General features: G+C 60.9%; 18 protein-coding genes and 2 pseudogenes. 9 read left to right on the plus strand and 11 right to left on the minus strand.

Annotation, left to right across the window (positions count from 1 at the left end; genetic code table 11):
• Positions 1-328 precede the first annotated feature (328 nt).
• Genes BLU46_RS05420 through BLU46_RS05430 form a run of 3 tightly spaced genes read left to right on the plus strand, consistent with a single transcriptional unit; the run spans position 329 to position 4,394 of the window.
• The gene (locus BLU46_RS05420) at positions 329-781 is read left to right on the plus strand and encodes a (2Fe-2S)-binding protein (protein ID WP_063031790.1); all 453 of its coding nucleotides are present in this window, start codon (positions 329-331) and stop codon (positions 779-781) included.
• Complete coding sequence (locus BLU46_RS05425) at positions 781-3,033, plus strand: xanthine dehydrogenase family protein molybdopterin-binding subunit (RefSeq protein ID WP_093199489.1); 2,253 nt, start codon at positions 781-783, stop codon at positions 3,031-3,033. The genes BLU46_RS05420 and BLU46_RS05425 overlap by 1 nt, the downstream gene beginning before the upstream one ends.
• 17 nt (positions 3,034-3,050) lie before the next feature.
• On the plus strand, positions 3,051-4,394 hold the full coding sequence (locus tag BLU46_RS05430) for a c-type cytochrome (RefSeq protein ID WP_093199493.1): 1,344 nt from the start codon (positions 3,051-3,053) through the stop codon (positions 4,392-4,394).
• Between the two features lie 140 nt (positions 4,395-4,534).
• Here the strand turns inward: BLU46_RS05430 and msrA are convergent, their stop codons facing one another.
• The 3 genes from msrA to BLU46_RS05445 all read right to left on the minus strand — a co-directional run bounded on the left by msrA (position 4,535) and on the right by BLU46_RS05445 (position 5,874).
• The gene (gene msrA, locus BLU46_RS05435; RefSeq protein ID WP_093199497.1) at positions 4,535-5,041 is read right to left on the minus strand and encodes a peptide-methionine (S)-S-oxide reductase MsrA; all 507 of its coding nucleotides are present in this window, start codon (positions 5,039-5,041) and stop codon (positions 4,535-4,537) included.
• 101 nt (positions 5,042-5,142) lie between these two features.
• Positions 5,143-5,385 carry a hypothetical protein gene (locus BLU46_RS05440; protein WP_063031799.1) on the minus strand — a complete coding sequence of 81 codons (243 nt, stop codon included), beginning with the start codon at positions 5,383-5,385 and terminating at the stop codon, positions 5,143-5,145.
• Between the two features lie 12 nt (positions 5,386-5,397).
• The gene (locus BLU46_RS05445; RefSeq protein ID WP_063031801.1) at positions 5,398-5,874 is read right to left on the minus strand and encodes a hypothetical protein; all 477 of its coding nucleotides are present in this window, start codon (positions 5,872-5,874) and stop codon (positions 5,398-5,400) included.
• 219 nt (positions 5,875-6,093) lie between these two features.
• Between BLU46_RS05445 and BLU46_RS05450 the strand changes: the two genes are divergently transcribed.
• From BLU46_RS05450 to BLU46_RS05460, 3 genes and pseudogenes are all read left to right on the plus strand, one after another.
• Positions 6,094-7,431, plus strand: a complete 1,338-nt coding sequence (locus BLU46_RS05450) for an MFS transporter (RefSeq protein ID WP_093199501.1) — start codon at positions 6,094-6,096, stop codon at positions 7,429-7,431.
• A gap of 232 nt (positions 7,432-7,663) precedes the next feature.
• Entirely contained in the window at positions 7,664-8,116 is a 453-nt protein-coding gene (locus BLU46_RS05455) for a thiol-disulfide oxidoreductase DCC family protein (RefSeq protein WP_093199506.1), read from the plus strand.
• A pseudogene (locus BLU46_RS05460) lies at positions 8,113-8,482 on the plus strand (DoxX-like family protein). Before BLU46_RS05455 ends, BLU46_RS05460 begins: the two are co-directional and overlap by 4 nt.
• 8 nt (positions 8,483-8,490) lie before the next feature.
• On the opposite strand, the gene BLU46_RS05465 reads toward BLU46_RS05460, so the two are convergent.
• Genes BLU46_RS05465 through BLU46_RS05475 form a run of 3 tightly spaced genes read right to left on the minus strand, consistent with a single transcriptional unit; the run spans position 8,491 to position 10,476 of the window.
• A complete protein-coding gene (locus BLU46_RS05465) occupies positions 8,491-8,838 on the minus strand; it encodes a hypothetical protein (protein ID WP_093199510.1) in 348 nt (115 codons plus the stop codon).
• A 15-nt stretch (positions 8,839-8,853) separates the two neighbouring features.
• A complete protein-coding gene (locus BLU46_RS05470; protein ID WP_093199515.1) occupies positions 8,854-9,345 on the minus strand; it encodes a DUF2269 domain-containing protein in 492 nt (163 codons plus the stop codon).
• 3 nt (positions 9,346-9,348) lie between these two features.
• Positions 9,349-10,476: a saccharopine dehydrogenase family protein gene (locus BLU46_RS05475; protein WP_093199520.1), complete on the minus strand. Its 1,128-nt coding sequence runs from the start codon at positions 10,474-10,476 to the stop codon at positions 9,349-9,351.
• A 120-nt stretch (positions 10,477-10,596) separates the two neighbouring features.
• Between BLU46_RS05475 and BLU46_RS05480 the strand changes: the two genes are divergently transcribed.
• Positions 10,597-11,151 (plus strand): GNAT family N-acetyltransferase, encoded by a 555-nt coding sequence (locus BLU46_RS05480; protein ID WP_093199524.1) that lies wholly within the window; start codon positions 10,597-10,599, stop codon positions 11,149-11,151.
• Between the two features lie 158 nt (positions 11,152-11,309).
• Here the strand turns inward: BLU46_RS05480 and BLU46_RS33155 are convergent.
• The 3 genes and pseudogenes from BLU46_RS33155 to pdxR all read right to left on the minus strand — a co-directional run.
• Positions 11,310-11,471 (minus strand): annotated as a pseudogene (locus BLU46_RS33155) (GNAT family N-acetyltransferase); the annotation flags it as partial.
• Between the two features lie 108 nt (positions 11,472-11,579).
• A complete protein-coding gene (locus tag BLU46_RS05490) occupies positions 11,580-12,794 on the minus strand; it encodes an MFS transporter (protein WP_093199531.1) in 1,215 nt (404 codons plus the stop codon).
• 77 nt (positions 12,795-12,871) lie between these two features.
• The gene (gene pdxR, locus BLU46_RS05495; RefSeq protein ID WP_093199535.1) at positions 12,872-14,371 is read right to left on the minus strand and encodes a MocR-like pyridoxine biosynthesis transcription factor PdxR; all 1,500 of its coding nucleotides are present in this window, start codon (positions 14,369-14,371) and stop codon (positions 12,872-12,874) included.
• 77 nt (positions 14,372-14,448) lie between these two features.
• Here pdxR and BLU46_RS05500 point away from each other — a divergent pair, with 77 nt between their 5' ends.
• Together BLU46_RS05500 and BLU46_RS05505 are read left to right on the plus strand one after the other, a co-directional pair.
• Positions 14,449-16,122 (plus strand): M24 family metallopeptidase, encoded by a 1,674-nt coding sequence (locus tag BLU46_RS05500; RefSeq protein WP_093199541.1) that lies wholly within the window; start codon positions 14,449-14,451, stop codon positions 16,120-16,122.
• Between the two features lie 85 nt (positions 16,123-16,207).
• On the plus strand, positions 16,208-16,426 hold the full coding sequence (locus BLU46_RS05505) for a DUF4287 domain-containing protein (RefSeq protein WP_003214516.1): 219 nt from the start codon (positions 16,208-16,210) through the stop codon (positions 16,424-16,426).
• Positions 16,427-16,454: 28 nt separating this feature from the next.
• On the opposite strand, the gene BLU46_RS05510 is transcribed toward BLU46_RS05505, so the two are convergent.
• Together BLU46_RS05510 and BLU46_RS05515 are read right to left on the minus strand one after the other, a co-directional pair.
• Complete coding sequence (locus BLU46_RS05510) at positions 16,455-16,958, minus strand: DUF2867 domain-containing protein (protein WP_093199544.1); 504 nt, start codon at positions 16,956-16,958, stop codon at positions 16,455-16,457.
• 20 nt (positions 16,959-16,978) lie between these two features.
• On the minus strand, positions 16,979-17,356 hold the full coding sequence (locus BLU46_RS05515; RefSeq protein WP_093199548.1) for a VOC family protein: 378 nt from the start codon (positions 17,354-17,356) through the stop codon (positions 16,979-16,981).
• Positions 17,357-17,589 lie beyond the last annotated feature (233 nt).

The raw sequence follows: 17,589 nt of genomic DNA on the forward strand, positions 1-17,589 counted from the left end.
CGCTAACTAGGACGAAGTTACAGCTACTGTGCTGACCAGAGCAACCACGAAGCTTGGTAGATCGAACGTCCACCGATTGACGCTTACGCGCATATGCCCGCCTCCCCTATCGCAATCCTGTCGAATACTTGCCTAATCCTCCGACCTTTCATTCCCCGCATAGCGCCCCCCTGACCTACGGTCTAGAGTCAATCCAAACGCCCGCTAAACTACTCAAACCACGCGCGCGTGAACCTAACGGGCCAACGATGCCCTGCGGCGAAGCCCCACTTCACCGCCCAAAAATACTAAAAAAATGCAACACCAACCGATGATCAGCGGGTGAGCCATGGAATTACGAATTAACCAGCAGACCCACCAAGTCGATGCAGAACCCGACACGCCTCTGCTTTGGGTCATCCGCGACAACCTGGGCATGACCGGCACCAAATATGGCTGCGGTCTGGCGCAGTGTGGTGCGTGCTCTGTGCTTGTGGACGGCAATGTGGTCCGTTCCTGCGTCACGCCGGTCTCCGGTGTGGTCGGTCGGGAGATCACGACCATTGAGGCGATCGAGTCCGATGATGTCGGCAAGCGGGTGGTCGCGACCTGGGTCGAGTATCAGGTCGCTCAGTGCGGTTACTGCCAGTCCGGCCAGGTGATGGCGGCGACGGCGCTGCTCAAGCAAACGCCCAAGCCGACCGATGCGCAGATCGACGCGGCGATGGTCAATCTCTGCCGCTGTGGCACCTATAACGCGATTCATGCGGCGGTGCATGACCTTGCGAAGGGAGAGGCCTGATGAACGTTCGCATTGATCCCGCTGCCCTGCCTTTGGTCGCGGCGTTGAATGACCCGGTGAACCTGTCTCGCCGTCGTTTCCTGGCCAGTACGGCCGTGGGTGCGTTGGTGATTGGCTTTGGTCTGCCGTTGGGTTCTGGCCGGGTGCAGGCGGCCACTGCGGCGGCGGCTGGTGAGCGCGGTACGCAGGTGCCGGCGTTCCTGGAGATTCGTCCTGATAACACGATTCGTTTGCTCAGCCCCTTTATTGAAGGCGGCCAGGGTACGTTCACGGCGATGGCGCAGATTGTCGGCGAGGAGTTGGACGCCGACCCGGCCACGTTCCTGGTGGAGTGCGCCCCGCCCGGCGAAGCCTTTGTGGTGATGGAAAATGGCATGCGGATCACCGGCGGCAGTATGTCGGTGCGCATGAGTTACCCGACGATGCGCCGGCTGGGCGCGCTGGCCCGGGCGATGTTGTTGGAGGCCGGGGCACAGGCGTTGAAGGTGCCGGTGGATGAGTTGTCGACCGAGCCGGGCAAAGTGGTACACGCGGCGTCCGGGCGTTCCCTTACCTATGGCGAGTTGGCCGGGCGGGCGATGGACCTGCCGGTGCCGGACGTGGCCAGCGTGAAGCTGCGGGATCCGAGCCAGTTCCGTTGGATCGGCAAGCCGGTGAAGCGTCTGGATGCGTATGACAAGTCCACCGGCAAGGCGCTGTACAGCATTGATATGAAGGTCGACGGCATGCTCCACGCGGCGGTGCAGCATGCGCCCCGGTTGGGCATGATGGTGGGTAGCCTGCGCAATGAGGACCAGGTCAAGGCCATGCCGGGGGTCCATTCGGTGCATCGCCTGCCGGGTGCGGTGGCGGTGGTGGCTGAGCGTTGGTGGCATGCCAAGCGCGCGGTGGAGTCGATTCAGGTGGACTGGCTGGAGCCGACGGCGGATTCGAAAGTGCGCGGGATGCCGAAGGACTTTTCCAGCGACGAGCATTTCAAGCGCCTGGCCGCTGAAACCGGCCCGGCCCGGGATGATGAGAACGAGGGTGATGTGGCCGGTACGCTGGCCAATGCCAAGACCAAGATCGAGGCCACTTACCACAACCAGTATCTGCACCATGCGCAGCTGGAGCCGCCTTCGGCGCTGGCGCGTTTCAATCCTGATGGTTCGCTGGAGATCTGGTTGCCGAATCAGGCGCAGGACATGTTCCTGGCCGATATCGCCAAGCGCACCGGTCTCGACCCGTCGCGGATTACCCTGCATTCGCCGCTCTTGGGCGGGTTTTTCGGCCGGCATTTTCTGTATGACTCCGCCAGCCCTTACCCGCAGGCCATTGAGTTGGCCAAGGCGGTCGGACGCCCGGTGAAGTTGATCTGGAGCCGTGAAGAAGAGTTTCTGCGGGATGTGCTGCGTCCCGTGGCGGCGGTGAATTTCCGTGGGGCGCTGGACAGTGACGGCTGGCCGGTAGCGATTGAAGCGGTGAGTGCCACAGAGGGGCCGACCGAGGCTCTGGCCGGTAAACAGGGCGAGAAGCTCGACCCGACGGCGCTGGAGGGGTTGTCCGGTAAGTCGTATGCGATTCCCAACAAGCGCATCGCGCAGATTTATGTGAAGGGCCCGGTGATGCTGGGTTACTGGCGGTCGGTGGGTAACTCGCTGAATGACTTTTTCTATGAAGCCTTTCTGGATGAGTTGGCTGACAAGGGCGGCAAAGACCCGTTCGAGTTGCGCCTGCATCTGTTGCGGGATAACCCGCGGCTGACCACGCTGCTGAAGGCGGTGGGCGAGTTGTCGGGAGGCTGGAAACGTGGCCCGTTTGTCGCCGAAGACGGCAGCAAGCGCGCCCGTGGGGTGGCGATGGCGTCGCCGTTCGGCACGCAGACGGCGGTGATTGCCGAGGTGTCGATCGAGAACGGGCAGGTCAAGGTGCATGACATCTGGCAGGCAATCGACCCGGGCAGCATCGTCAACCCGGCGATTGTCGAGGCGCAGGTGAATGGGGCGGTGTCCTTGGGCTTGTCCCAGGTGCTGTTGGAAGAGGCGGTGTATGTGGACGGCTTGCCTCGGGCGCGTAACTACGATTTGTATCCAGTGCTGCCGCCTTCGCGGATGGCGCGGGTGCATGTGCGCGTGATCGAGAGCGGGGAAAAAATGGGTGGCATTGGCGAACCGCCGCTGCCAGCCGTGGCACCCGCCGTGGCCAACGCCGTGGCGACCTTGACGGGGCAGCGCATTCGCAGCATGCCGTTAAGCCGCTACTCCTTCACCTGACCGGGGCCTTAGCACTTATGAACAACCGTCGATTCGCAAGAACCGTTGGCTGGCTGGCGCTGCCGTGCCTGGTCGCGGCAGGCCTGCTGGCCTGGTATGTCACCCGTGAGCCGGTTTCGCCGCTGGGCGCCGAGCCTGTCGCCGCAGACCCGGCGCTGATCGCCCGAGGCGAGTATGTCGCCCGGCTCAGCGACTGTGTGGCGTGCCACAGCGTGCCCAACGGCGCGCCTTTTGCCGGTGGGCTGGAAATGGCCACGCCGCTGGGGGCGATCCATGCCACTAACGTCACGCCGGACCCGGAAACGGGTATCGGCCACTACAGCCTCGCCGACTTCGACCGCGCGGTGCGCCAGGGTGTCGCGCCGGGTGGGCGGCGGCTGTATCCGGCGATGCCGTATCCGTCCTACGCCAAGCTCAGTGACGATGATGTGCGTGCCTTGTATGCGTTCTTCATGAAGGGCGTGGCGCCGGTGCGGCAGGCGAATATCGAGAGTTCGATCCCTTGGCCATTGAATATGCGTTGGCCCATCGCGCTGTGGAATGGCGTGTTTACCGACAGCAAGCCGTACGTAGCGAAGGCCGGGAAGGATGAACTGTGGAACCGCGGCGCCTACATCGTGCAGGGGCCGGGGCATTGCGGCAGTTGCCACACGCCACGGGGCCTGGCCTTTAACGAGAAGGCGCTGGATGAAAGCGGCAAGCCGTACCTGGCCGGTGGTTTGCTGGATGGCTGGTACGCACCGAGCCTGCGGGACGATCACAACACGGGCCTGGGGCACTGGAGCGAGCCGGAGGTGGTGCAGTTCCTGAAGACCGGTCGCAATAAGCATGCGGTGGTTTATGGGTCGATGACCGAGGCGTTCAACAACTCCACTCAGTTCATGACCGACGATGACCTGGCGGCGATTGCGCGCTATCTCAGGTCGTTGCCGGGTGACGAGCAGCGTGATGGTAAGGCCTGGCAGTATCAGGCAGTGTCGGCTGCGGAACGCCTGGATGCGCCGGGCGCCCATACCTATGTGACCCGTTGTGCTTCGTGCCATGGGTTGGAAGGCAAAGGGCAGCCGGACTGGATGCCGCCGCTGGCGGGTGCGACTTCGGCGTTGGCCAAGGAGAATGCCTCGGCGATCAACATCACCCTGAATGGCTCACAGCGGGTGGTAGCGGCGAATGTGGCGGATGCTTATCGCATGCCGGCGTTCAGGGAGCAGTTGTCGGATCAGGAGATTGCTGAAGTGCTGACGTTTGTGCGCGGTACTTGGGGCAATCAGGGCGGTGCGGTGGATGCGAAGGCGGTGGGCAAGTTGCGTGAGCACACGGGCCCGGCGAGCAGTAGCCCGATCATTCTGCAGATGCGCTGAGGGGAAAGGCGCCTTGTGAGAGAGGCGCTTTATGCAGGAGCTGCTTTATGTGGGAGCGGGCTTGCTCGCGAATGCGGTGTGTCAGTCAGCAAATTCTTCACTGACCCACCGCATTCGCGAGCAAGCCCGCTCCCACATTTTTAACCGCGTTTCGGCAGTTTCCAGTTGGGGCGGATGAAGTGGCAGGTGTAGCCGTTGGGGATACGCTCCAGGTAATCCTGATGCTCCGGCTCCGCTTCCCAGAACGGCCCCGCCGGTTCGATTTCCGTCACGACACGGCCTGGCCATAACCCCGAGGCATCCACATCCGCGGCGGTGTCTTCCGCCACGTCGCGTTGCTGTTCGCTGAGGTAGTAAATCGCCGAACGATAGCTGGGGCCAAGGTCATTGCCCTGGCGGTTAGGCGTACTCGGGTCGTGAATCTGGAAAAAGAACTCGAGGATCTGCCGGTAGGTGATCACCGCCGGGTCGAAAACAATCTCGATGGCTTCAGCATGGTTACCGTGGTTGCGGTAGGTGGCGTTCGGCACATCGCCGCCGGTGTAGCCGACGCGCGTTTGCAGCACGCCGGGGTAGCGTCGCAACAGGTCTTGCATACCCCAGAAGCAGCCGCCGGCGAGGATGGCGGTTTCAGTTTGGTTGCTCATGGCGTGTTCTTCCCCTGGATGGATACAGCCCTAGTTATGGGGCCGGGTTGAGTAATACCAAGGTTGAACAGGCGCCAATCAGCGGAAATGCCTGCCTCTCGTCAGCCAATCGGCTCGAACCGTCGCCGCCTCTTGAACAAACCTAAACCCAGCGGAACGGCAAAGATCGACATCAGCCCCAGATCAAACCCTGATAAGTGGATCTGACTTGCAGCAACGCAGCCCACCGCACCACCCGCTACCAGCAACATCCCCAGCCACTTGCGAAGCAGATACGGCTTTAAAAAACGATCCAACAGAAAGTAAAGCACCAGGGCAATGACCAACTGGATAATTTCGGACATGTGTTTCTCCAGTCAGGTCTTGATGATCAGTGTCGAAACGGTGCGCTGCGGACCGATACCGCCGTTGACCTGCGCCTCGATGCTGACCAATACGTCGCCTGCATGATAGGTGGGCAAGATTTCATTCACGTACATCCGCACACCGCCCCCTACAGGAGCAACCGCGTAGGGGGAGGCCACAGTGGCGGCAGAGCCGAAGGCGGTGGCGGCAAGGTTAGCGATCTTGGTGCGCTGGGCATTGAGGGTATCGCCCTGTTGCCGGGTCAGCGGCTTGGAGATGCCGATCATCATCTGGCACGGCAGGTTCTTGGCCAACATCTTGTCGTACACCTCGACGACCTTACGGTTGACCTCATAGTGGGCGCTTTTCGCTTCGCCAAAATGCAGCTCGCTCAGGCGTCCGCGGTCGCTGTCGGTGAGGGTGATCTGCGAGACGTTGAAAACGATCCCGTGATTGCCCAGGTATTGGAAAGTCCCATCGAACTTCATCGCACGCATCATTTCGAGCCAAAGGCGGGGATTCTCTACAAGGCGCGCGCTGGATTCAAATCATTTCACCCTGCGGGCCACATGTATTGGCCCAATTCCTGCCTCTGCCCTACCCCATCAAGTCGCTACTGACTACGCGGACGACTCTTTTGAGCCCCGCCGCCCAACGGCCGCCCCCGATAATCAAGCATCCCCCTACCACCGCCGAGGCCTTCCCCCATGACGAGCCCCTCCACCGAACAGGTCAGCCCGCAAACCCTGCGAAGAGTGATCATCGCCGCCGGCATCGGTAACTTCGTCGAGTGGTTCGACTTCGCCGTCTACGGCTTCCTCGCCACCACCATCGCCCAACAATTCTTCCCCAGCGGCGACGCCAGCGCGGCGCTGCTCAAGACCTTCGCGGTGTTCGCGGTGGCCTTCGCGTTTCGGCCTCTGGGCGGGATTTTCTTCGGCATGCTCGGCGACCGGATCGGCCGCAAACGCACGCTGGCCATGACGATTTTGCTGATGGCCGGCGCCACCACGCTGATCGGCCTGCTGCCCACCTACGCCGCCATTGGTGTAGCGGCGCCGATTCTGTTGTCGCTGATCCGCTGCGCCCAGGGCTTCTCCGCTGGGGGTGAATACGCCGGCGCCTGTGCCTATCTGATGGAGCACGCGCCGAGCGACAAGCGCGCTTGGTATGGCAGCTTTGTGCCGGTGTCGACCTTTTCCGCGTTCGCCGCTGCAGCGGTGGTGGCTTATGCACTTGAAGCGTCGTTGTCCGCCGAGGCGATGGGCAGTTGGGGTTGGCGCCTGCCGTTCCTGATTGCCGCGCCGCTGGGTCTGGTGGGGCTTTACCTGCGCTGGAAGCTGGATGAGACGCCGGCGTTCCAGGCGGTGAAGCAGGAACACGCGGTCGCCCACTCCCCGCTCAAGGAAACCCTGCGCAACCATGGTGCGGCAATCTGCTGCCTGGGCGCTTTTGTGTCGCTCACGGCGCTGTCGTTTTATATGTTCACCACCTACTTCGCGACGTATCTGCAGGTGGCGGGTGGGCTGAGCCGTGCAATGGCGTTGCTGGTGTCGCTGATTGCACTGATCTTCGCGGCAGCGATTTGCCCGCTGGCGGGGTTGTATTCGGATCGGGTGGGACGTCGGGTCACGGTGATGACGGCGTGTGTGTTGTTGATGGTGGTGGTGTATCCGTCGTTCCTGATGGCCAGTTCCGGCTCGTTCGCGGCGTCGGTCGTCGGAGTGATGTTGCTGGCGGTGGGCGCGGTGTTGTGTGGGGTGGTGACGGCGGCGCTGCTGTCGGAGACCTTTCCGACCCGCACGCGGTATACCGCTTCGGCGATTACTTACAACATGGCTTATACGATCTTTGGGGGTACGGCGCCGTTGATGGCGACGTGGTTGATCAGCACCACGGGCAGCAATCTGTCGCCGACGTTTTATCTGATTGCGGTGGCGTTGCTGGCGCTGGCGGGTGGGTTGGCGTTGCCGGAGACCTCGCGGATTTCGCTGCATGAGGTGGGCGCGGAGGAAAAAGGCGCGGCGCCGGTGTTGTCGCGTTAGGTTCGACTGTTGTGAACACAATGCCCAATCCAACAAAGATCAACTGTGGGAGCGGGCTTGCTCGCGAATGCGGTCTGTCAGTGAAAAATGTGCTGACTGACCCACTGCATTCGCGAGCAAGCCCGCTCCCACACTGGATTTTCTTTTCCTATTAGATCTCCACTTTCGGACTGAACAGGTGGGTGAACGCGGGTATGATCCAGGCTAAACCGGCCCGACTGGACCCACACACATGCCCGCCTCCCACACCCGCCCTACTCCCGCACCACTCCTCAAGCCCGGCGAAACCGTGGTGCTGTTCGACGGCGTGTGCAAGCTGTGCAACGGCTGGGCAAGGTTCCTGATTCGCCACGACCACGACCGGCGTGTGCGGTTGGCGGCCGTTCAGTCGCCCGAAGGTCAGGCGCTATTGGCCTGGGCCGGGTTACCTTTGGATCAGTTCGACACCATCGCAGTGATCCGCGACAGGCATTACTGGGAGCGTTCGGAGGCGGTGTTCGAAATCATTGCGCAACTGCCTGCCCGCTGGCGCCCATTGCTGCTCCTGCGCGCCATCCCGCGCTTTCTTCGGGATTGGGCTTACGACCGCATCGCGCGTAATCGCTATCGGCTCTTCGGGAAATACGACACCTGCCTGTTGCCCGATCCGGATCATGAGCAGCGCTTTTTGAAGGAACAGCCATGAATACCTTGGTGCGCATTAACTGGATCGCCCGAGGCGGTCTGGCGTTCATGTTTGCCTACCATGGGCTGGTACCGAAGCTGCTGTGGTTGAGCCAGGGCGAGCGGACGATGATCCAGTCTCACGGGATCGAGCAAGTGCAGGTGTTCGCCACGCTGGCGGGGGTTGGGGAAATTGTCCTGGCGGTATGGATACTGCTTTCACCACGCAGCGCCTGGCCGATTGCAGTGGCTGCGCTGGCGCTGGCGGGGCTGCTGGTGGATGTGGCGGTGTTCAGCCCGGCTGATGCTCAGGGAGGCGTTTAATCCGGTGTCGCTGAATGTGGCGGGGTTGGCGTTGTGTGCAGTGGCTTGGAATACCAAGCCCTGAACGGGTGTTTATTTCAGCTCAATGGCATCAAGCGCAGCTTCCAGCACTGATAACTCAACCACGCTGCCATCGCCCAAGCGTGCAACAAGCCCCGCACAATCAATCACCACACACACGCCCTGCCCCGTTTTATCTCCCGGGAACTTGCGCAACTTGAGCTCCACTGTGGTCGGGTTTAACCACACCGACTGATCCGCCGACCAACGAGCGTCCTCAAACTGAAAAACACAGCTCCCCTGCCACGTATCCACAATCCTCGGTGAACACACCCACTGCGTATTCCGCGCCTCCCAGGGCGCCACCTCGACCCGGTAGTGATCATCCGGTGAGGTGGATTGGACTTCGGTTTCACTCATTGGCAGTTCCTCTTATCAGCAACACAGCCCGATCAACTGCCACGGCGTCATCTTCGTCACCATGATCAGCACGATCACAAACATCCCCGAAAACCCGAAAACGCCCATCCAGAACCATTTTCGGTAAACGCCGCAGTATCCATCATCCAGCGCCCTGCCCGCCTCGACCGCACTGAGCGCCATCTGCTGCAACCGCTTCTGCAGCACCAGCACCGGTAGCCAAAGCGCGCCCACGCACAGGAAGATGATCAGCGACGTCAGCACCCATTCAGTGGTCAACGGCAGCCCGGCTAGCTTGATCAGCAGGAAGCCGGTGATGATCTGGATAAAACCCGCCGGCGTGGTAATCCAGGTATCGAACTGCACCACCATCCGCGCCACCTGGGCGATCACTTGCGGGTTGGCCGTGCGGCTTGCGGCGATCAGGTACAGGTAGGAGCCCATGCCGAAGCCGAACAGGAAAATCGCCGCGATGATGTGAATGTACTTCAGGCCCAGGTAGAGCATGGGTCAGCCCTGCCCGTCAGAGAATTGGACGGCCAGGCTGAGGTTCGCCGGGTCGTTGATGGCAGCCATGTATTCGTCGACGGTGATTTCGCCAACGCACGGCCGCGCACCGGGTTCAGGCACGTAGCCTTGGGCGATTTTGAGGGCCAGGGCAACGGCGGCGCAGCTGGGGATTTCCGGGCCTTTGTCATTCAGGGCCGTCAGTTGCACCGCCAGGGACAGCGGTTGCCCTTCAGTGCCGAGGCCCTTCACGTCGATGTACATCGCGCTTTTGCCATCGCCAAAGCGCTCGAACCAGGTGCCCAGCCGATGCAGGCGCGCGGCCCAGGCGACATGGTCTCGCACGATTCCCGTGCGCAGCGCCTGGGCCAGCAGGTAGTTGGCGACACCACCCAGCTTGAGCCCCGCGCCAGCCTTGAAGCTCAAAGTGTGGGCGCCATAGCGACTGGCGAAGATGTCCATGTCGGGCACGTCCACATTCGCCAACACCCGCATGCCAAGCTCGGGCATCTTGCGCAGCGTCAGGTCCTGCCAGCCCAGCACTTCATGCACCTGGCCATGCCGGAGTTGCTTGATCGGTTTGCCTGCGTAAGCCAGCACGCCTTCGACGGTGGACAGGCCCGGCATCTTGGCCGAGGAGGAAATGCCGTGTTCGATCGCGTCGATGCGGGTGAAGCGGTAGCGGTACTGATCGATGATGGCGGACGACAGCGTCGGCACGGAGCTGCAACCACTGAGGATCGCCACGCCTGCCTGCCGGGCTTGTGCATCCAGCACGCTCACGCCGTTGACGAAGGTGCGGCAGTCGGAAAGGTCGCAGTAGTTCACGCCCGCGTCGATGCAGCTCTGGGCGACCGCATAGGATTGCCCCTGGAACGGCCCGCCGGTGTGGATCACCCACTGGATGTTCATCGACCGCAACACGGACGCGAACCCGGCGCCCATGGCATCGCCACACCAGCCTTCGCACCCAGTGCCCGACTGGCTTTTCAGCTCATCCACTTTGCGCTGCAACTTGTGTGGGTCGCGGCCCGAGATCACCAGTTCAATGCCCGGCGCTACCGCCAAATGCCGGCAAACGATGCTGCCGAAATTGCCGTAGCCACCGACCACCATCACCCTGAGTGTCATTCCATTTTTCCCTAAACTATCGATCATGCGCTGAGCCTGAGGCAGACTGGCGGCTGAGGCGGCTAAAGATACCCGATTTGTTTAACCGCTTGAGCCAGGATCAACAGGGGGCGTCAAATCATGGAGCTATACACCGAGCGGCTTTACCTGCGGCAACTGGAAGCCGGCGACTGGGATTTATTCCTCACGTTGCACACCGACCCGACGGTGATCCAGTACGTCTGCGACGCCCCGTCCGAAGCCGAAACCCGCGAGAGATTTGAATCCCGGTTACCGCACTGGTTGCCTGGCTCCAGGCACTGGTTGTGCCTGGTCGTGTTCGACCGGCAAAGTGGTTGTGCCGTTGGGGTCACGGGATTGAAGCTGGAGCCGGATGAAGAAGCGACGGCAGAAGTCGGCTACTTGTTCCTCAGCGGGCAACACGGGAAGGGATACGGCGTTGAATCGCTGCAACGGGTTATGGATTACGCCCACGACATACTTGGGTTGAAGGTGCTGAAGGCTGTTGTGACAGAGGGTAATGCGGCTTCTTGCCGGCTGCTGGAGAAGTGCGGTTTCGTGTTTGAGCAACGTGAGGGCGATGCTTATCAAATTAATGGGCAGGTGTTTGATGACCTGATCTACCGGCATCGGATGGCTGGGGCTCTGAGTAATGAGGCGGTGGCGACTCTTTAGGATAGGCAGCGATCGGCCAAATCAGGCGCTCCCACGCTGACACACCTCAACTACCCACCAAGCGATACAGCGCTTGAGCGTGAGATGCCCCTAGCCCTGCACGCTGCAAATCAGGTACATCAACGCTCCTGAAACCACCTGTCCATCAGCTTTAAGGACATCGGACTGGGCGATGCCTTCACTTGAAAGCAGGGAAACGCTTCGTTGAAAAACACACGAGCACCAAAAGGGTTTCCACTTATCCGAGACAAACTCTCAACGCGGGAACACAGATACTCGCTTTCTGCGGTCTCGATCGCATGAGCCATTCCAACATCCATGTGCGTCGTCCTTATTACGCGATTTCGAGGGAAGGTAACGGTCAATCAAACACTACGCACCTGCAAGATAGCCAGCTTCAGCGTGCGCTTTTTCCTTCTCTATTTTTCTCATTGGCCGCGATCGTCGCCTGCAGTGTCGTGACGCTTGGAATACGAGGCGCCCATCAGATAGAAGCACCCGCCCGCCACGATAAACGCCGCGAGCATGTAGAACATGAAATGCGCCGACTGCGTTGCCAGGGCAAACCCGCATAACACCGGCCCCAGCGCGCCGCCGAGGCTGGACAGGTTTTGCGCGCCGTAATACATGCCGCGCAAGTGGTCCGGCGCGATGCGGTCGATGAACATGTACTCGGCCGGGAAGACGATGATTTCGCCCACGGTGAAGATCGCCACGGCCAACGCCCAATGCAGCACGGTGGTGGACAACGCAAAACCGACGACGCCCAGCAGAAACAGGCTGAAGCCCGCCGTCAGCCATTGATTCAAATACTCATTGGTAATGCGCTTGCCCACGATGTACTGCAGGCAGATCACCACCGTCGCATTAACGGCCACCACCGAGCTGATGACCCGGTAGGTAAATTCCGGTGTGCTTGTGGTCACCAGGTATTGAGAGATGTAGCCGGTGAACTGGCCGAACGCCACGGCGCTCAACGCGCCGCCAACCGTGAAGCAGACCAGGCGATAGTCCTTGAGTAGGATGCGCCCCACCGCGACAAACGACACTGGGGCATTGGCCGGGTCGGCGGAGCTGAGGCTCCTGTCGCCCCACACCATATAGGTCAGGAAGAAGCCCATGCCCAGGATCGCAGACACCAGGAACGGCAGTTTCATGTCCATGTGCGCGAGCCCGGCGCCAATGAACGGGCCCACCGCGTAGCCAACGTTGATCAGGGTGTAGCGCACCGAAAACACTTTGCCGCGTTCGGCTTCCGGCAGCAGTTTGCCAAACGCGGCTTTGACCACGATATCGATTACCGAATAGGCAAAATTGAACGACACCAGAAACAGGAAAAACAGCCACAGGTGGGACGTGACGCACATGCCGATGAAGCCAACGGTGAAAAAACCCGTGAAGCTGAGGATCAATCGGTAGCTGGAGATTTTGTCAGTCAGGTAGCCGCCGTAGAGGCTTAGCAACGAGCCGACCAGCATTGCACCGCCCACGACCAGGCCGATTTCGCTGATGCCCAACGTGAAGTTGGATGACAGATAAATCACCATATACGGCAGGGTAATGGCGCGCCCCAGTGTCAGGAACAACGCAGACGACAGCAGCAGATTGACCGAAAACGGGTAGTGTCTGAAGGCAGCGAGCATCAGAGTCGGTTCCTGTAATGGGCAGTATCAAAAGCTAAGTAACATATCCTTACACATTCACCTTTCAGCCGGCATCATTATTTAGCCGCTTCCCCAATCGCCCGCGCCGCCTGAGCCAAGCGCTGCGTGGCGGCGCGGATTTCCTCCGGGTTGAGCGAGGCGAAGCCCAGGCGCAAGGCATTCTCGGGATGATCAAAGGGTGAAAACAGGCGACCGCTGCGCACCACCAGGTCCAGCTCCAGGGCTTTTTCAGCCAGTTGATTGACGTCGATTGAGTCGCAGAACCTGACCCACAACGCCAGCCCGCCTTCCGGCTCCTGCACGGCTATCTGCTCGCCAAACGCCTCCAGCAAACAACTCAGCAGTGTCTCCCGCCGCCGACGGTATTCCTTGGATACCCGACGCAGATGCTTCTTCAACTCGCCATCGTTGATCAGGTCCGCGAGCATCCGCTGCATGACGGCATCGCCCTGGCCCAGGCTCACCGCCGCCGTGCGCTCGAGCACTTCGATGAGGTTCGACGGGGCAACGATATAGCTGCAACGGAACGTGCTGCCCAGGGACTTGGACAGTGAGCCGATGTAGATCACATGACGCTGCGCGCTGTCGCTGGCCAGGGGCAAATAGGGCCGCCCGGCAAAGTGGTACTCGTGGTCGTAATCTTCCTCGATGATGCAGAAATCATGCAGTCGGGCCAATTCCAGGAGTTGCTGGCGACGCCCGGCACGCAGGCTGACGGTGGTAGGAAACTGGTGATGGGGGGTGACATACATCATCCGCACGTTGTGCCGGCGGCATAGTTCGTCGAGCTGGTCGACCCGGCAACCTTCGTCGTCCAGGTCCACGGTCACCAGTTGCGCGCCCAACTGGCGGAAAATCTCCCAGGCCGGTGGGTAACTCAGGCGTTCGACCACCACCACATCACCGGGTTTGAGCAGCGCGCTGGCGGTCAGGTACAGCGACATCTGCACGCCTTGGGTCAGGCAGATCTGCTGCGCATCGACATTCAGGCCGCGATTGTGGCGCAACATTTCGGCCAGGGCGTTGCGCAGGTACTGGCCGCTGCCTTCGGTGCCATGGCGCACGGTGTTGGTGGTAAAGCTGTTGCGCAAGGCGTTGCGGTAATAGCGATGCAGGACGGCTTGGGGCAGCAGACGATGGTCACAGGCGCCATTATCGAAAAACAGCGCGCCCGGCCGGTGTTGCAGTTTTGTCACCTGCTCGCCCGGGGTGAAATAGGCAGCCGCAGGCACGCCCCGCAACGCCGGGGCAAACGACTTCGGCGCGCCGGCGACAGTCACCGCGCCTGTCGCCAGTTGCGTACTGACGAAAGTGCCGCGACGTTGAATGCTGACCAGCCAGCCTTTGGTCACCGCTTCTTCGTAGGCAAGGATTACCGTCTTGCGGTTGACGTCCAGCAGTTGCGCCATTTCCCGCGTGCCGGGCAACAGCGTTCCGGGGCGCAGGCGGCCCTCGGCAATCGCGCTTACCAATCCTTCGATGATCTTTCTGTACGACGCCTGCGGCTGCGCGCCATCGAGCTTGAGCAGCGGGCGCCATTTGCGGAGCTGGACCATGTGAATTATCCAAAACTGGAGGTTCTTCTGGTCCTAGTCTAACGCAACAATCGAACCTCAATTGCCCCGAGGTGTTTATGCACAACCGCCATGTCGTTGAATTATTGCCCTCGGGCAAATCCTTCGAAGCCGCCGACCAATTGCTGCTCGACGCCATGCTGGCCAGCGGTCTTGCCGTCCCCTTCTCCTGCCGGCGCGGCGCCTGCGGGTCGTGCAAGGTCAAGGTGGTGTCGGGCGAGTTCCGCGAAAAGGTGCTCACACCCGACACCCCGGCGCCCTCCTACCCACTCGCGGCTGACGAGATGTTGCTGTGTCAGAGCCATGCCTGCAGCGATATGCGCCTGGAAATTCCCGGCTGGTCACTGGACACGCCAACGTTGGAAGTCAGCGCACAGGTGATCAGCAAGCACGCATTGAGCGCCGACATCGTCGAGCTGGTGTTGCTGACCGCCCAGCCACTCGACGTGCGAGCCGGCCAATACCTCAGGTTTCGCCTCGACGATGGCGACAGCCGCTGTTTCTCCGTGGCCAATCTGCCCGCGCAGGACCAAGGCCGGTTGGTGTTTCATATTCGCCAGGTCCCCGGCGGGCTATTTTCCGAACGCATCCTGCCGACCCTGCAAGTGGGCGATGCGGTGAAACTCGAAGGCCCCGTAGGCGCCTGCACCTGGCAACACGACGATGAGCGCCCTGTTGTGCTGTTCGCCACCGGGACCGGTTATGCCGGCATCAAGCCCTTGTTGCTGACGGCCCTGGCCCGCCAGGCCGAAGTCACCCTGTATTGGGGGAACTCGTCGCCGGCGGACTTCTACGACGCTGAGTTTCTCGAGCGCGTCAGCCAGGCACATCCACGCTTTCACTGGCATCGAGTGCAGTCGGTAGACGCCCGCGTGCAACAGGTCGCGCTGACACAGCCCCACCACTGGGCGGAGAGCCAGATCTATGCCTGCGGCAACAGCAAGATGATCAGCCAAGTCCGCGAAACCTGTCTGGCAACGGGCGCCCAGGCTCATCGTTTTGTTGCCGAAGCCTTCGTCCCCAGCGGCGCATTGACCCAGGCGGAGTCGCTCAACACGCGCCACCCGGTGCTGGAAAAAGTCGGCCCGCGCTACTCGCTGGACGGCATGCTTGCTGCCCGCGAGCAGACGGTAAGAGCCCTGGCCGCCATCGCCGACCAATTGAAAGTCGGCATGACCACCGCGCAAGCCCTCGACATGGCCAGTCAAACCTTGCAGGCCATGGGCGCGTCCCACACCTGGCACCCCACCTATATCCGCTTTGGCGACGACACCATCCGCACACCGCGCCAAGGCATCGACCCGCAACGCAAGCTGCGCGCCACCGACATCGCCGTGGTCGACCTTGGCCCGGTTTGGGATGGCTATGAAGGCGATTATGGCGACACCTTCGTCTTCGGCGAGCACCGGTTGCACGACGCCTGCGTGAAGGCACTGCATGAAGTGTTCGACGAAACCCGCGACGCCTGGCACCACGGGCTGACCGGACGCGAGCTGTATGACTTCGCTGAGGGTAGCGCCCTCTCCAAGGGCTGGCGCCTTGAGCGCAACCTGGCAGGACACCGCATCGCCGACTTCCCGCATGCCCTGTTCGGGCAGGACAAGCTGGCTGAGGTCGAGATCGTACCGAGCGAGATGGTCTGGGTTTTGGAGATTCAGCTGTGCCATCCCACACAACCGATCGGGGCGTTCTTCGAGGATATTTTGATTGGCGAGGCCAGCGGAGGCGTGTAGTGACGGGCCGTACGGTGGACCCGGTGAGTCCAGAGCGGTAACGTTATCCGGGCATTATCACCTCAGCAAAAAGGGAGTTTGCATCATGACCGACGATACAAAAACAAAAGGGCCAGCGTCGTACTTCCCCTCCATCGAAAAAAACTATGGGCAGCCCATTAGCCACTGGCTGGATCTGCTCAAGGCCGCCAGTTCCAGGAAGCATATGGAGCTTGTGGCCTTGCTCAAGACTGAACACGGCATGGGCCATGGTCACGCCAATGCGTTGGTTGCGTACTTTTTGGCGGCTGAAAAAGGCAATTGATCCACCTCCCGGCGGGCGGTGAACGCGCCTACCCGCCGGGCGTTGCGGCTGTCTCTTGCAGCGTTCGTTTAAGTCGTCGTAGGTGAGCATTCACGATGAGTTTGTGCGCTGGCCCCACCAGCAGCATGTAGAGGCGCCCATAGGTGTTATGGGTGACAACCGACGAGGTGATCGTGAGTACACGGTCAGCGATTGAAAGGCAGATCATCACATCCAGATGCCGGTCACGCTCGGTCAGCACCAGCATGTCGGGCGCGCTGCGTTCCACCAGGAAGAAGTCCAGCCGGTCGCCGACCTGCACAGCCTCGCGCAAGGTGCCGGAGAACCCACCGATACGCTTCACATCAAACAGCGAGGAAATGGCATCCCTGATTCGGAAAGCCACCTGCATCAACGGCCCCGGTTCGCCGGTCATGATGTTCCAGGCATCCAGCGCGGTGATTTCAGTAGGCAGCGGGGCTGACCGGGTGTCGTAGTAATCAAGCTCTGACGGTGCACGCAGCGTGTGAACAACATCGGTAGTCGTCAACATTATCTTCCCTGAATGCTCGGTTAGAGCGGCTGACCTACATCAATACGATTCCCGTCCGGGTCTTCGAACACAAACGCCCGCAACCCGTAATCCTGGTCTTTGAGGCGCTTGATGATCCTCACTCCATGCTGCACGCAAGCGGCGTGCAGCCTGTCGACATCCGCCACCATCAGATGGGCAATCGCGAAAGCGGCGGCTGGGTGGTTGGGTTGCAAGGTCAAATGCAGCTCACCCTGGTCGCGTTTCAGAATCATGAAGCCGACCGGGTTTCCGTTTTCGAAGGTTTTCGTAAACCCCAGGACCCTGGTGTAAAAATTATGGGCCCTGCCCATGTCCTTTACGGGAAGCGTTACTGCAATTCGTCCGAAACGGACGCCATGATCAACGACTGCGCTCATCGCAGAACCTCAACGTGCAAGCACCATGACACCTGCCAGGCGGTGCTGGTGAGTGTGAGGCGCCTTGCCAAACCTGAAGGGGCAGGACGGTGCCTGCGAGGCAGAGGTTATTTTGCGCAGCTACTGAAGTAAAGAGAGATACGAGGGTCGCTGCAGGACAATGATCAGCAGGCGGTTGTTCAGCTACGATTGCTCGGAGCTGGACCTGAGCCCAAAACCAGCAAGATTGATCA

Source organism: Pseudomonas yamanorum (assembly GCF_900105735.1).
In the GTDB taxonomy this organism is placed as follows: domain Bacteria; phylum Pseudomonadota; class Gammaproteobacteria; order Pseudomonadales; family Pseudomonadaceae; genus Aquipseudomonas; species Aquipseudomonas yamanorum.

Bases quoted from the DNA above. Each gene is read 5' to 3' on its own strand.
- BLU46_RS05490 (WP_093199531.1), bottom strand. From the start codon at position 12,794: ATGCTCGCTGCCTTCAGACACTACCCGTTTTCGGTCAATCTGCTGCTG.
- BLU46_RS05425 (WP_093199489.1), top strand. From the start codon at position 781: ATGAACGTTCGCATTGATCCCGCTGCCCTGCCTTTGGTCGCGGCGTTG.
- pdxR (WP_093199535.1), bottom strand. From the start codon at position 14,371: ATGGTCCAGCTCCGCAAATGGCGCCCGCTGCTCAAGCTCGATGGCGCG.
- BLU46_RS05510 (WP_093199544.1), bottom strand. From the start codon at position 16,958: ATGTTGACGACTACCGATGTTGTTCACACGCTGCGTGCACCGTCAGAG.
- BLU46_RS05430 (WP_093199493.1), top strand. From the start codon at position 3,051: ATGAACAACCGTCGATTCGCAAGAACCGTTGGCTGGCTGGCGCTGCCG.
- BLU46_RS05465 (WP_093199510.1), bottom strand. From the start codon at position 8,838: ATGAGTGAAACCGAAGTCCAATCCACCTCACCGGATGATCACTACCGG.
- BLU46_RS05505 (WP_003214516.1), top strand. From the start codon at position 16,208: ATGACCGACGATACAAAAACAAAAGGGCCAGCGTCGTACTTCCCCTCC.
- BLU46_RS05450 (WP_093199501.1), top strand. From the start codon at position 6,094: ATGACGAGCCCCTCCACCGAACAGGTCAGCCCGCAAACCCTGCGAAGA.
- BLU46_RS05475 (WP_093199520.1), bottom strand. From the start codon at position 10,476: ATGACACTCAGGGTGATGGTGGTCGGTGGCTACGGCAATTTCGGCAGC.
- BLU46_RS05515 (WP_093199548.1), bottom strand. From the start codon at position 17,356: ATGAGCGCAGTCGTTGATCATGGCGTCCGTTTCGGACGAATTGCAGTA.
- BLU46_RS05470 (WP_093199515.1), bottom strand. From the start codon at position 9,345: ATGCTCTACCTGGGCCTGAAGTACATTCACATCATCGCGGCGATTTTC.
- BLU46_RS05480 (WP_093199524.1), top strand. From the start codon at position 10,597: ATGGAGCTATACACCGAGCGGCTTTACCTGCGGCAACTGGAAGCCGGC.
- BLU46_RS05440 (WP_063031799.1), bottom strand. From the start codon at position 5,385: ATGTCCGAAATTATCCAGTTGGTCATTGCCCTGGTGCTTTACTTTCTG.
- BLU46_RS05500 (WP_093199541.1), top strand. From the start codon at position 14,449: ATGCACAACCGCCATGTCGTTGAATTATTGCCCTCGGGCAAATCCTTC.
- msrA (WP_093199497.1), bottom strand. From the start codon at position 5,041: ATGAGCAACCAAACTGAAACCGCCATCCTCGCCGGCGGCTGCTTCTGG.
- BLU46_RS05455 (WP_093199506.1), top strand. From the start codon at position 7,664: ATGCCCGCCTCCCACACCCGCCCTACTCCCGCACCACTCCTCAAGCCC.
- BLU46_RS05445 (WP_063031801.1), bottom strand. From the start codon at position 5,874: ATGAAGTTCGATGGGACTTTCCAATACCTGGGCAATCACGGGATCGTT.
- BLU46_RS05420 (WP_063031790.1), top strand. From the start codon at position 329: ATGGAATTACGAATTAACCAGCAGACCCACCAAGTCGATGCAGAACCC.